12 protein-coding genes and 1 tRNA gene are annotated in these 12,153 nt (G+C 66.9%); 6 read left to right on the top strand and 7 right to left on the bottom strand.

The features are described from left to right. Positions 1 to 101 precede the first annotated feature (101 nt). Positions 102 to 1,748: a M28 family metallopeptidase gene (locus ACE3TH_RS09500; RefSeq protein WP_374599508.1), complete on the top strand. Its 1,647-nt coding sequence runs from the start codon at positions 102 to 104 to the stop codon at positions 1,746 to 1,748. 81 nt (positions 1,749 to 1,829) lie between these two features. After that, the gene (locus ACE3TH_RS09505; RefSeq protein WP_374599509.1) at positions 1,830 to 3,428 is read left to right on the top strand and encodes a M28 family peptidase; all 1,599 of its coding nucleotides are present in this window, start codon (positions 1,830 to 1,832) and stop codon (positions 3,426 to 3,428) included. 3 nt (positions 3,429 to 3,431) lie between these two features. Here the strand turns inward: ACE3TH_RS09505 and ACE3TH_RS09510 are convergent, their stop codons facing one another. From ACE3TH_RS09510 to ACE3TH_RS09525, 4 genes are all read right to left on the bottom strand, one after another. After that, positions 3,432 to 4,550: a beta-ketoacyl-ACP synthase III gene (locus ACE3TH_RS09510; protein ID WP_374599510.1), complete on the bottom strand. Its 1,119-nt coding sequence runs from the start codon at positions 4,548 to 4,550 to the stop codon at positions 3,432 to 3,434. Between the two features lie 148 nt (positions 4,551 to 4,698). Then, entirely contained in the window at positions 4,699 to 5,532 is an 834-nt protein-coding gene (locus ACE3TH_RS09515; RefSeq protein ID WP_374599511.1) for a CoA ester lyase, read from the bottom strand. Then, positions 5,532 to 6,209 carry an SDR family NAD(P)-dependent oxidoreductase gene (locus tag ACE3TH_RS09520; RefSeq protein ID WP_374599512.1) on the bottom strand — a complete coding sequence of 226 codons (678 nt, stop codon included), beginning with the start codon at positions 6,207 to 6,209 and terminating at the stop codon, positions 5,532 to 5,534. Before ACE3TH_RS09520 ends, ACE3TH_RS09515 begins: the two co-directional genes overlap by 1 nt. Before the next feature lie 138 nt (positions 6,210 to 6,347). Further along, complete coding sequence (locus tag ACE3TH_RS09525; protein WP_374599514.1) at positions 6,348 to 6,842, bottom strand: GAF domain-containing protein; 495 nt, start codon at positions 6,840 to 6,842, stop codon at positions 6,348 to 6,350. Positions 6,843 to 7,015: 173 nt separating this feature from the next. Between ACE3TH_RS09525 and ACE3TH_RS09530 the strand changes: the two genes are divergently transcribed. Continuing rightward, on the top strand, positions 7,016 to 7,867 hold the full coding sequence (locus tag ACE3TH_RS09530; RefSeq protein ID WP_374599516.1) for an outer membrane protein: 852 nt from the start codon (positions 7,016 to 7,018) through the stop codon (positions 7,865 to 7,867). A gap of 71 nt (positions 7,868 to 7,938) precedes the next feature. On the opposite strand, the gene ACE3TH_RS09535 is transcribed toward ACE3TH_RS09530, so the two are convergent. Then, positions 7,939 to 8,011: transfer RNA gene (locus ACE3TH_RS09535), tRNA-Ile, on the bottom strand. A gap of 200 nt (positions 8,012 to 8,211) precedes the next feature. Between ACE3TH_RS09535 and ACE3TH_RS09540 the strand changes: the two genes are divergently transcribed. Beyond that, the gene (locus ACE3TH_RS09540; protein WP_374599518.1) at positions 8,212 to 8,973 is read left to right on the top strand and encodes an SIMPL domain-containing protein; all 762 of its coding nucleotides are present in this window, start codon (positions 8,212 to 8,214) and stop codon (positions 8,971 to 8,973) included. A gap of 1 nt (position 8,974) precedes the next feature. On the opposite strand, the gene ACE3TH_RS09545 is transcribed toward ACE3TH_RS09540, so the two are convergent. Further along, positions 8,975 to 9,295, bottom strand: coding sequence for a hypothetical protein (locus tag ACE3TH_RS09545; protein WP_374599519.1), 321 nt, complete (start codon positions 9,293 to 9,295; stop codon positions 8,975 to 8,977). A 63-nt stretch (positions 9,296 to 9,358) separates the two neighbouring features. Beyond that, positions 9,359 to 9,715, bottom strand: a complete 357-nt coding sequence (panD, locus tag ACE3TH_RS09550) for an aspartate 1-decarboxylase (protein ID WP_374599591.1) — start codon at positions 9,713 to 9,715, stop codon at positions 9,359 to 9,361. A gap of 214 nt (positions 9,716 to 9,929) precedes the next feature. Here panD and sppA point away from each other — a divergent pair, with 214 nt between their 5' ends. Together sppA and ACE3TH_RS09560 are read left to right on the top strand one after the other, a co-directional pair. Then, positions 9,930 to 11,705, top strand: a complete 1,776-nt coding sequence (sppA, locus tag ACE3TH_RS09555) for a signal peptide peptidase SppA (RefSeq protein ID WP_374599521.1) — start codon at positions 9,930 to 9,932, stop codon at positions 11,703 to 11,705. Between the two features lie 112 nt (positions 11,706 to 11,817). Further along, complete coding sequence (locus ACE3TH_RS09560; RefSeq protein ID WP_374599523.1) at positions 11,818 to 12,138, top strand: hypothetical protein; 321 nt, start codon at positions 11,818 to 11,820, stop codon at positions 12,136 to 12,138. The last annotated feature ends 15 nt before the right edge of the window (positions 12,139 to 12,153 follow it).

The raw sequence follows: 12,153 nt of genomic DNA on the forward strand, positions 1-12,153 counted from the left end.
CCGCGGCGGGTTTTTCGTATCGGATGTCCGGGTCGGTCGCATCGACACCGCGTGACCGCTGCCCTAACGTTCGGACATCCAGAGTTTTGAAGGTGTCCTCCATGCGTTTGTCCGTGTCCGCCCCCGCGCTCGCCGCCGCCCTGATGATGTCCGCGCCCGTGCTGGCCCAGCAGGCCCCGACCTTCGACACCGGGCGGCTGTCCGAACACGCCCGCATCCTGTCCGATGACAGCTTTCAGGGGCGCGGCATCGGCACGCCGGCAGAGGAGATGGTGGTCAAATATCTGAGCGAGCAGTATGCCGCCGCCGGCTTCCAGCCCGGGGGCCCGAACGGTCAGTGGACGCAGGACGTGACCCTGAACCGCTTCACCGCCTCCAACATCCAGGCGCAGCTGAAGGTCGGTGACGACACCATTCCCCTGACCCAGGGCCAGCAGATCGTGGTCTCGACCCGCCTGCCCGGCGACCACGTCATGCTGACGGACACGCCTCTGGTTTTCGTCGGCTATGGCATCGATGCGCCGGAACGTCAGTGGGACGACTTCAAGGACGTGGATGTGCGCGGCAAGATCCTGGTCGTGCTGGTAAACGATGCGGATTTCGAGGAGCCCGAGCTGGACACCTTCGGCGGCCGTGCCATGACCTATTACGGGCGCTGGACCTACAAGTACGAGGAGGCGGCGCGTCAGGGCGCGGCGGGCGTCATCATCGTGCATGAGACGGCTCCGGCTTCCTATGGCTGGGCGACGGTGACCAACAGCTGGTCGGGCCCGCAGTTCGATATCGTGCGCCAGAATGCGGCGGCCGAGCGCGTGCCGATGGAGGCCTGGATCCAGCGCGACGTGGCCGTCGATCTGTTCCAGCGCGCCGGTCAGGATTTCGAGGCTTTGAAGGTCGCGGCCCGCAGTCGCGATTTCCGCCCGGTCGAACTGGAAGGCGCGAGCTTCAGCGGCATGTTCGATGTGGCGACCAGCCAGATCACCACCCGCAACGTCCTGGCCCGGCTGGAGGGCACCACCCATCCGGACGAGACTATCCTCTATACCGCCCACTGGGACCACATCGGCGTGGGCGCCCCCGATGCCGAGGGCGACACCATCTTCAATGGGGCGGTCGACAATGCCACGGGTACGGCAGGACTGCTGGAGATCGCCCGCGCCTTTGGAGCCGGGCCACGACCCGAACGCTCCATCGTCATGATCAGCTTCACCGCCGAGGAGAGCGGCCTGCTGGGCTCGGAATTCTATGCCTCCAACCCGGTCTATCCGTTGGCCAACACCGTCGGCGGGTTCAACGTCGATTCCATGAATGTCTACGGTCGCGTCAATCGCTACGGCATCACGGGCTATGGCCAGTCCGATTTTGACGAGCGGATCGGGGCGAAAGTGCAGGCTCAGGGTCGCGAGATTCAGCCGGATGCCAATCCGGCCTCGGGCGGCTATTTCCGCTCTGACCACTTCCCCCTGGCCAAGCGCGGCGTGCCCATGACCTATGGCGGCAGCACGGGCGATTTCCGTGACGAGCCGATCGCCCAGCGCGAGGCAGCACGGTCCGAATATGGCCGCAGCCGCTATCATCAGGCGGCGGACGAATGGTCGGCGGACTGGGACCTGACCGGTCAGGTCGAGGACTTGCAGGTGCTGTACGCAGTCGGCCTGGACTTGGCCAACAGCCGCGACTGGCCCGCGTGGAAGCCGGGCTCGGAGTTTGCGCCCGCCCGCGAGGCCACGGCGGCAGAGCGCCGATAGCCTACATGGACAAACTGTAACGGGCGCAGCAGCCGCTGCGCCCGTATGTCCGCACCAGACCTTTTCGGACGGAGCTTTCCGATGTTTCGCAAGATGATGGGCGGCGTCGCAGCCGCCGCCGTACTGATGGCCGCCGGAGCCGGCCACGCTCAGGATTTTTCGGCCGCCCGCCTGAGCGACGGCATCCGCACCATTAGCGACGACAGCTTCCAGGGCCGCTATCCGGGCACGGAGGGCGAGCGCATGACCCTGTCTTGGTTGCAGGCGCAGTATGAGGCCATGGGGCTGCAGCCCGGCGGTCCGAACGGCCAGTGGCTGCAACCGATCGAACTGAAACGCTATACGCCCGCGCGCCCGGCGACGGCCAGCTGGAGCGGCCCTGACGGCCAGTCGCGCCCGCTGACAGTCGGCACCGACATCGTCCTGCGCGCCGTCAGCAACGACGGCAAGGCGGACGTCCAGAATGCGGGCGTGGTCTTCGCCGGCTACGGTATTTCCGCGCCGGAGCGGAACTGGGACGATTACGGCGACCTCGATGTGACGGGCAAGGTGGTCATCGTGGTGGCCGGTGAGCCTGAGGGCGACCTGTTCAACGGGGCCTATGCCACCAACTACCAGTCCGGCGCCTACAAGGCCGATGAGGCCAGGCGGCGCGGCGCTATCGGCGTGATCACCCTGGTCCCGCGCGTCGGGGGCGGCAACGACCGCCGCCGCACGCTGACGCCCGGTGCGGCCGACACCGAATTTTCGGGTGCCATGACGGTCGAGGCCGCGACGGCGCTCGCCCAGGCGGCCGGTGTCGATCTGGCCGCGCTTCTGCCCACGACGGCGGGGGGGCAGTTCAAGGCCGTGGCCCTGCCGGGGGTCAGCCTGACGGTCAGCGCCGAGGAGACGATCGACACCCTGGTCACCCACAATCTGCTGGCCCGCATCGAGGGCAGCGAGCGACCGAACGAGACCATCGTCTATTCCGCCCATTGGGACCATGTGGGGGGTGAGGAACAGCATCCGGGCATGACCGGCGACAACATCTTCAACGGGGCGTGGGACAATGCGTCGGGCACCATCGGGGTGCTGGAAACCGCGCGCCAGTTCAGCCAGGCCCCGCGTCCAAAGCGCAGCATCGTTTTTGCCCATATGGCCGCCGAGGAGATGGGCCTGCTGGGAGCCTATGGCTACACCGCCGATCCGGTCTGGCCGCTGGAGACGACGGTGGCGGACATCAACATCGATATGCTGCCGCTGTCGGCCCCGACGAAGGACCTGGCCATCTTCGGCAAGGGGCAGAACGATCTGGAGGACCGGCTGGAGGTCCTGGCCCAGGCCGAGGGGCGCTATGTCACCGACGACCGCGAGCCGGAGCAGGGGTACTATTACCGCTCCGACCACTTCCCCTTCGCCCGCGCGGGCGTGCCGGCCCTGATGCCGTGGCACGGCGTCGATCTGGACGAAGGCGGCACGGCGGTGGGCCTGCCCGCCTATCAGGCCAAGTTCGGGGCCGACTATCACAAGCCCAGCGACGAATGGTCCGCCGATCTGGACTTCAGCTCGGCGGTCGAGAACCTGACCCTGCTGTACCGCCTGGGCCTGGACCTCGCCAACGGCACCGACTGGCCGACGTGGAAACCGGCCTCGGAGTTCGGGGCCGTGCGCGCGCGGACGGATAGCGCGCGGCAATAAGCATCAGCGCTTCCTGACGAAGACCGTGCCGGCCGAATAGCCCGCACCGAAGCTGCAGATCAGGCCGGTGTCGCCCGCTTCGAAACCGTCGTGGTGGAGGTGGAAGGCGATGATCGAGCCGGCGGAGGAGGTATTGGCATAGTCGTCCAGGATGATGACGTTTTCATGCGGCTCGGGCTCGCGGCCCAGGACCTTGCGGCCGATGAACTGGTTCATGTTGATGTTGGCCTGATGCAGCCACATCCTCTTGAGGGTCGTCGGGTCGATGCCCAGTTCGCCCGCATGATCGACGATCATGTCCGACACCATGGGCACGACGTCCTTGAACACCTTGCGACCCTGCTGGATGAAGAGCTTGTCGGGCGCGCCGATGCCTTCCGGGGCGGCGTTGTTCAGAAAGCCGAAATTGTTGCGGATGTTGTTGGAGAAGCTGGTCTTCAGCCGCGTGCCCAGCACGTCCCAGCCGCCGGGGCCGGCCGTCTCGGAAGACTCCACGATCACGGCGGTGCAGACGTCGCCGAAGATGAAGTGGCTGTCGCGATCCTTGAAGTTCAGATGGGCCGAGCAGACCTCCGGATTGACCATCAGCACGGCCTTGACCGACCCGCCGGTGATGAAGTCCACGGCCGTCTTGATGCCGAAGGTCGCGCTGGAACAGGCGACGTTCATGTCGAAGGCGAAACCCTCGATGCCCAGGGCCTGCTGCACCTCGATGGCCAGGGCCGGATAGGGGCGGGGCATGTTGGACGCGGCGCACAGGACGGCCCCGATCTCCGAAACCGGCTTGCCCCAGGCGGCGATGGCTTCGCGGGCGGCCTTGACCGCCATCTCCGCCATGATCGACAGCTCTTCATTGCCGCGCTCGGGGATATTGGGGGCCATGCGCTCGGGATCGAGCACGCCGGCCTTGTCCAGCACGAAGCGGGATTTGATGCCCGACGCCTTTTCGATGAACTCGACCGATGACGGCGTCAGGGGGGCGACGTCGCCCTCGACGATCTGGGCCGCATGCTCGGCGTTATAGGCGTCGGCATAGGCGTTGTAGGCGCTGACCAGTTCCTCGTTGGAGATCGACTGGTCGGGCGTGAACAGCCCTGTGGCGGGGATGACGGCGTGTGTCATGTTGAAAACTTGGCCCTATCACGCGACGCGCGGCGTCTCGTTGTTTGAGGATCGTTGACCCTCGGGTGGACGGCGCTGGGGGAGAGCGTCGGTTGCTTTTGACGACGCCCTAAATAGGCGCACACGAGGGCTTGGTCGAGAGGGACGGTCAGTCGGTCGCGGCGTGTTGCGCCAGGATGCGTTCGGCGGCCGCCAGATGCAGCCGCTCGACCATTTGCCCATCGACCTGGATGGCTCCACGACCGGCAGCTTCGACTGCGCTGAACGCGGCCACGATGGCGCGGGCCTGGGCGATCTCGGCCTCGCTGGGCGCGAAGGCGGCGTTGGCCCCCTCGATCTGGGACGGGTGGATCAGGCTCTTGCCGTCGAAGCCGTACAGGCGACCCTGGGCACACTCAGCGGCGAAGCCATCCGTGTCGGCGAAGCGGTTGAAGACGCCGTCAATGGCCAGCAGGCCGTGCGCGCGGGCCGTGGCGACCACAAGGGCCAGCCAGGGCTTGAGCGGTTCGCGGTCGGGGGAGGGGCCGGTCCGGAGCATGGTGCCCAGATCATTGGTGCCCAGCATGAGGGCCTCAAGCGAACCACTGCTGGCGGCGATGTCGTTCAGGGCCAGCAGGGCGCGCGGCGTCTCGATCATGGCCCACAGGGCGGTGTCCTCAGGGAGCCGGCTGGCCACGTTACGCAGCGCCGCCGCATCCTCGACCTTGGGAACGACGACCAGGTCAACGGCTGTGTCTGCGAGGGCGGCCAGATCGTCGGCACCCCATTCCGTATCGAGCGCGTTGATGCGGACGCCCAGGCGCGGGCCGAAGCCGCCCGCTCGAACCGCAGCGACGGCTGCGGCCCGCGCCTCGATCTTGGCTTCGGGGGCGACGGCGTCTTCCAGATCGAGGATGGCGACATCGCAGGCCAGGGTGCGCGCCTTCTCTATTGCTCGCGCATTGGAGGCTGGCAGATAAAGGACGCTGCGCGCGGGTCGCATCACACCCGGCCCGTGACCGGCACCAGCGCCCCTGTCATGGCGCGGCTGTCGGGCGAGGCGAGGAAGAGCATGACCCGGGCCAGATCGGCGGGCGCGACCCAGGTCGAGGGATCGGCGTCGGGCATGTCGGCGCGGTTGCGCTGGGTGTCCAGGATGGAGGGCAGGACGGCGTTGACGGTCACGGAGGTGGTCTTCAGCTCCTCGGCCAGGCTTTCGGTCAGGCGATGCACCGCCGCCTTGGACGCCGCATAGGCCCCCATGCCTGCCGCGCTGCGCAGGGCGCCATTGGCCCCGACATTGACGATCCGGCCTTCGTCCGACGCCTTCAGATGGGGCAGGGCGGCGCGGCTGGCGTTCAGGGCGGTGGTCAGGTTCAGGGCGAACATCTTGTCCCAGGCGGGCTTGTCGTCGTCCGTCGTCTGCCAGACGAAGCCGCCGGCGATATTCAGCAGGGCGTCGATACGGCCAAAGCGGGTCATCACGGCCGCGATCGCCTTGTCGGCGGCCGCAGGGTCGGTCAGGTCGACGCCGCCCAGTTCCTGAACCCCCGCGGGAGCGGCATGGCCCATAGCGTGGTCGATGATGGCGACATCCAGCCCGTCGGCCAGGGCCTGTTCGACCACGGCCCGGCCCAGGTCGCCGTGACCTCCGGTGACGATGATGACGCGGTTGCTCATGGTCGGCGCTCCGAAAAAATACAGTCCACTGAGTCCACTCAGTCCACCTGGTAGGGGTCAGCCCGTCGACCGCCCCTCTCTGACGCCAGCGTGGCAGGGTCGAAAGACTATGTCATGAGGCTGCGTCAAATTCGGTCGTCAGGCGGCGAACACCTTGGCCATCAGCCGCTCCAACGCCTCGGCATCGACGACGTCGAAGGCGGCGACCTCCGTGGCGTCCACATCGAAGACAGCGAGCAGTCGGCCCGACGCATCCAGCACCGGCACCACGATCTCGCTGGCCGAGCGGGCGTCGCAGGCGATGTGGCCGGGAAAGGCGTGGACGTCCTCGACAATCTGGGTCTGGCGCGTGGCCGCCGCCGTCCCGCAGACGCCTCGCCCGAAGGCGATGCGCAGACAGCCCAGGGTGCCCTGGTAGGGACCGACCACGAGCTCCTCTGCCTTCGTCTCGTCGACCACATAGAAGCCGGTCCAGAAGAAGACCGGGAAGGCGTCGGACAGCATGGAGGCGACGGTAGCCATGCGCGCCACCCGGTTCGGCTCCCCTTCCAGCACGGCCAGGATCTCGGCCTCGACCTCGGCATAGCGTGCGGCCTTGTCGGCAGGGCGGTCGTCGCGGGCGATGTAGGACATGAGCAGTCTCGGACAGAGCGGGGCGTGGGCTCGCGGATATAGGCCCTGAGGCCCGCCGATGCGAGGTCCGGAGATCGTCAGTAAACCCCGACAATCGAACGTGCATCCAACCGTCCTGGCCGAACGTAGTTCAGGTGGAGCTGGCCGCTGTCCGGTCAGAGGAGGGAAGGATTATGCGACACATCACACTGGCCGCTGTGGCGGCGACCACTCTGCTGGCGATGGCAGGGACGGCCACGGCGCAGGACTGGAGTGGCCCCTACATCGGCCTGTCCGCCGGGGGCGCGGTGGCCGACGATGACGAAGACGAGCGCGTTGTCTTTGACACCAATCTGGACGGCAACTTCAACGACACGGTTCGCACCACGGGCGGCGTGGATGCCTTTGGCCCGACGACGGCCAATCCCGGTGGCTTCTGCAACGGCAAGGCTAGCGCCAACAACTTCGCTGCGGGTTGCACCGACGACGACAACGTCAAAGGCGATTTCGCCGTGCGCGTGGGCTGGGACTTCCAGTCTGGTCCCTGGGTCTATGGCCTCGTGGCCGAGGCGGCGGCGGTGGACGTCGAGGACTTCAACACCGCCTTCAGCATCACGCCCGCCGCCTATCAATTCAATCGCGAGATCGAGGACGTGGTCTATGCGGCCCGTCTGCGCGGCGGCTATGCCTTCGGGCGGACCCTGGCCTATGTCACCGGCGGTGCCGCGTTCGCCAAGGTGACCGACAGCTACTTCACGACCAATGCCGTCAACAGCTTTACGCCGTTGGTCTCCGAGCAGGATGCGACGGGATATCAGGCCGGTTTCGGCGTCGAGACGTGGCTGAACGACCGAATTACCGTCGGAGCCGAGTATCTGTATACCAGTCTCGATGCAGACGAAGGACTGACCGTGCGTACCGGCCCCGGCACCGCACCGCCCACCAATCCATTCCTGATCGTCAATCCGGCCGGTACCGACCAGCGCCGGACCAATGACGAACTGGCCTACCACGGGTTTCGCGTGACGCTGTCCGCGCGGTTCTAGGCTGTGTCAGCCCATTGAGGTGAAGCGGCCCCGGCGCAGCGCGTTCGGGGCCGTTTTCCTAATCGGGCCGGTAGGCGTGGAGGGACTCGAACCCCCAACCAGACCGTTATGAGCGGTCGGCTCTAACCATTGAGCTACACGCCCGCCGTGCGCGTGGCCTAGCAGGGCGGCGGCGGGCTTGCCAAGAGCGGTTTGCAACCGCGGGCCTGTCTGCGAATTCATGCAGATGAACGGCGTCTGTCGCCGTCGCCGTCCCGGCGTTCAGCCGACAGGCGTCACTGTGGCGACACGGTTGATCGACACGGTCATGCCGGATGGATCGTCACTGAGTTACGGAGACCAAGATGAAAACCCTTTCCCGCGCCCTGGTTCTGGGCGGCGTCATGATGGCGTCGGGCCTGATGACCACGACGGCCATGGCCCAGTCGCAGCCGAACGGCGGTGCGCCCCTGACCATCCAGGCCGTGACCGAGCGCCCGTCGCTGAACCTGTCGGCCTATGGCGAGGTCAAGGCCGCGCCGGACATGGCGACCATCAGCTTTGGCGTCGTAACCGAAGCCGCCACCGCCGCCGAGGCGATGCAGCAGAATGCGACCCGCATGACCCAGGTCATGGCCGCCCTGCGCCGCGCAGGCATCAACGAGCGCGACGTCCAGACCAGCGGATTGAACCTGTCGGCCCAGTACGACTACGTTCAGAACGAGCCGCCGAAACTGCGGGGCTATCAGGCCAACAACCGGGTGACGGTGATCATCAACGATCTGTCGAAGGTCGGCACCACCGCCGATGCCGTGGTCGCCGTGGGCGTCAACCAGATCGACGGGATCAGCTTCGGCCTGAAGGATCCGTCGTCGGCCGAGAACGAGGCGCGTCGTCTGGCGGTGCGCAATCTTCAGGCCAAGGCCGCCCTGTATTCCGACGCCCTGGGCACGCCGCTGGGCAGCATCCGCTCGCTGTCTGAAGGCGGCGGCTATGCGCCCCAACCGCCGATGCCGATGTATGCCGCACGCGCCATGTCGATGGACGCCGGAGCCTCGACCCCGGTCGCGGCGGGCGAGCTGACGATCCGCATCGACATCACGGGCGTCTACGACCTGAACCGCTAGGTCAGAGCAGCGGCCCTTCCTCGTCCGTCGCGGACGGGGAGGGGTCGTAGGTCCACTCTCGCGCCACTACCATCAGCAGGGCGACGTTGAAGCCATAGCCGATGATGAACACGGCCAAGGTCGTGACGGAGTCCAGGCCGGCCAGCAACGGCACGAGGCTCCACGGCGCGGTAAGGATGCGGGCGGGCAGGAAGCTGAGGCTGTCGAGCGACAGGCCGAGCGCGCTCAGTCCGATCGGCGTGGCCATCATCACCGCCGCGCCACCCGCCAGCACATAGGCCGCGAACAGCGGCCAGCGTAGTTTGGATAGTAGGTGGATCATCGTCAGTCCTGGGTGACGCCTTGAAGACGACTGGACCGAGACAACGCCCTCGTCAGCCGATGGTCAAGCCGCGCGCTTGATGGCGTTGCCGTCGTCCAGCAACACGACGGAGGGGCTCCACTGGCGGGCCTGTTCCTGGGGCATCTGGCCATAGGTGACCACGATGACCTTGTCGTTCTTCTGGACCAGGCGGGCGGCTGCACCGTTGACGCCGATCACCTTGGACCCGCGCGGAGCCTCGATCGCATAGGTGGTGAAGCGCGCGCCATTTGTGATGTTCAGCACATCGACCTGTTCGTGCGGGAAAATGCCGGCAGCCTCCAGCAGCTCCATATCGATGGCGATGGAGCCTTCGTAGTCCAGATCGGCCTGGGTCACCGTCGCGCGGTGCAGTTTGGCCTTCATCATCGTGACCAGCATGGGAGTGCGGTCCATTCAGACGCGGGGCGATAGGCCCCCGCTCGCAGGCGGCTCATATAGGGGTTTCGATGCGGCTCATCAATGCGCGTGTTGCAGCGCAGCGTAATGGTCGGGTGGCGCAGTTGATTACGGGACCTTCATTTGACCGGGGCGGAGGCCCCCCTATGCTGGCCCAAGGGCCAGTGCCGGTCCGGAACGGGTTTTCGACGACATCATGAAGCAATTCTTCCTGACCATGGGCGGCGTGTTCGCCGGCCTGCTGCTGTTCTTCGTGGTCATTCCGGTCGTCTTCATCAGCATCATCGTCGCCTCCGCCTCGTCCAAGCCGGCGACGCCCGGCAATACGGTCATTGAACTTGACCTGCGCGAGGGCGTGACGGACCAGACGCCGACCAATCCGTTCGCGGCCTTCGGCGGCTCGGGCCTGTCGACGCTGCAGATCGTGGATACCCTGGCCCAGGCCGGGGACGACGCCAAGGTGAAGGGCCTGCTGATCCGCCTGCCCGAGGGGGGGATGACGCCCGCCGCCGCCGACGAAATCCGTCAGGCCATCCGCCGCTTCCGCGCCAAGGGCAAGACGGTGATTGCCCACAGCCAGGGCTTCATGCCCATCGGCACCTCGGTCAGCAGCTATATGGTCGGCGCGTCTGCGGACCAGCTGTGGATGCAGAACACCTCGGCCTTCCAGCTGGCGGGCTTTTCGGCGGACTCCATCTTCCTGGGCCGCGCTTTCGACAAATACGGCGTCGAGCCGCAGTTCGAGCAGCGGCTGGAATACAAGAACGCCGTCAACGAGTTCACCGAGAGCGACTTCACGCCCGCGCACCGCGAGGCGATGTCGGCCTGGATGACGTCCATCTATACGACGTCGCTGGCCAATGCGGCCCAGGATCGCAAGCAGACGCCGCAGGCCCTGCGCACCGTGATCGAGGCCGGGCCCTATTCCTCGGCCCAGGCGCTGCAGAACCGCCTGATCGACAAGATCGGCCAGGTCGAGGAGGCCGAGGCCGAGATCAAGCGTCTGGCCGGTAGCGGCTCCGAGCTGATTGAGTTTTCCGACTATGCCTCGTCCAAGGGCGAGCGCACCGGCTCGGGCAGTTCGGCCATCGCCATCGTGGGTGGCGAGGGCGCGATCATGACGGGCACGGGCAGCGGCGGTTTCGGTGGTGGCTCGCAGATCAGTTCCGACGACACGGCCGAGGCCATCTATCAGGCGATCGAGGACAAGAGCGTCAAGGCCATCGTCTTCCGCGTCTCCTCGCCGGGTGGCTCGCCTGATGCTTCGGAGCAGATCCTGGCGGCTGTGCGCGCGGCCAAGGCGGCGGGCAAGCCGGTGGTGGTGTCGATGGGCGACTATGCGGCGTCCGGCGGCTACTGGATCAGTTCGGAGGCCAGCTGGATCGTGGCCCAGCCCTCGACCCTGACCGGCTCCATCGGCGTGTTCGGCGGCAAGTTCGTGCTGGCCGATGCGCTGGGCCGGTTCGGCGTGGACATGCGCGGCCTGTCGGTCGGCGGGGACTATGCCAGCGCCTTTTCGCCCTCGCAGCCGTTCACGCCCGAGCAGCGTACGGCCTTCGCGGCCCAGATCGACCGGACATACGATGAGTTCATCACCCGCGTGGCCACGGGGCGCAAACTGTCGCCCGACCGGGTGCGCCAGATCGCTCGGGGCCGGGTCTGGACCGGGGCGCAGGCTCAGGGACTGGGCCTGGTCGATCAGCTTGGCGGTCTGACGGAAGCCGTGGCCAAGGCACGCGAACTGGCCCGGATCCCGGCCGGCGATTCGGTCCGCTTCAAACGCTACCCGACGCCGCAGTCGCCGTTCGAGGCCCTGTCGGAAGCGTTCGGCGTGTCCAGCGAGGCGGCCAGGGTTCTGGTCGGTATCGGCGGCGTCATGAACGACCCGCAGGCCGAGGCCCTGGTGCGCCGGGTGCAGGCCGATCGGGCGCGGGCGTCGGGGGCGACGGTCCTGGCCGATCAGCCGTACTGAGACGAAACGACGCCCTGCACCGACCTGTGATGTGTCGGTCATTGACGGTTCATGTCGATGGACCGACATTGCGGCCAAGGCGTTGTTCGCAGCGCCCAGCAAAGGTGAAGACATGAGCCCGTCCGACCGCATCGCCCTCGGCCCGCAAGGCCGCCGTCCCTCCGGCAACCTGTTCGCGCCGGTGGTGTGGCTGGGTGGCGTGATCGCGACCATGGTGGCCATGGCCGTCGGGGCCGTGCTGGCCGTCTTCGCCGCCGCGGCGGTCGCTGTGTTCGCCGTGTTCGCCGCCGTGCTGGTCTTCTTCGCGGGACTGGCCCTTAGGGCGCGTCGCCGGATGACGGTGCGCAACCGCCGCGCCGAGGACGGTGTCATCGAGGCCCGCAAGGTCGATGGGGCCTGGGTCGCCTATGGCTGGGAGCGGACGGGCCGCTAGAGACGTTCAGGGAGG

Source organism: Brevundimonas sp. (assembly GCF_041919755.1).
Lineage (GTDB): Bacteria > Pseudomonadota > Alphaproteobacteria > Caulobacterales > Caulobacteraceae > Brevundimonas.

Bases quoted from the DNA above. Each gene is read 5' to 3' on its own strand.
- ACE3TH_RS09500 (WP_374599508.1), top strand. From the start codon at position 102: ATGCGTTTGTCCGTGTCCGCCCCCGCGCTCGCCGCCGCCCTGATGATG.
- ACE3TH_RS09505 (WP_374599509.1), top strand. From the start codon at position 1,830: ATGTTTCGCAAGATGATGGGCGGCGTCGCAGCCGCCGCCGTACTGATG.
- ACE3TH_RS09510 (WP_374599510.1), bottom strand. From the start codon at position 4,550: ATGACACACGCCGTCATCCCCGCCACAGGGCTGTTCACGCCCGACCAG.
- ACE3TH_RS09515 (WP_374599511.1), bottom strand. From the start codon at position 5,532: ATGCGACCCGCGCGCAGCGTCCTTTATCTGCCAGCCTCCAATGCGCGA.
- ACE3TH_RS09520 (WP_374599512.1), bottom strand. From the start codon at position 6,209: ATGAGCAACCGCGTCATCATCGTCACCGGAGGTCACGGCGACCTGGGC.
- ACE3TH_RS09525 (WP_374599514.1), bottom strand. From the start codon at position 6,842: ATGTCCTACATCGCCCGCGACGACCGCCCTGCCGACAAGGCCGCACGC.
- ACE3TH_RS09530 (WP_374599516.1), top strand. From the start codon at position 7,016: ATGCGACACATCACACTGGCCGCTGTGGCGGCGACCACTCTGCTGGCG.
- ACE3TH_RS09540 (WP_374599518.1), top strand. From the start codon at position 8,212: ATGAAAACCCTTTCCCGCGCCCTGGTTCTGGGCGGCGTCATGATGGCG.
- ACE3TH_RS09545 (WP_374599519.1), bottom strand. From the start codon at position 9,295: ATGATCCACCTACTATCCAAACTACGCTGGCCGCTGTTCGCGGCCTAT.
- panD (WP_374599591.1), bottom strand. From the start codon at position 9,715: ATGCTGGTCACGATGATGAAGGCCAAACTGCACCGCGCGACGGTGACC.
- sppA (WP_374599521.1), top strand. From the start codon at position 9,930: ATGAAGCAATTCTTCCTGACCATGGGCGGCGTGTTCGCCGGCCTGCTG.
- ACE3TH_RS09560 (WP_374599523.1), top strand. From the start codon at position 11,818: ATGAGCCCGTCCGACCGCATCGCCCTCGGCCCGCAAGGCCGCCGTCCC.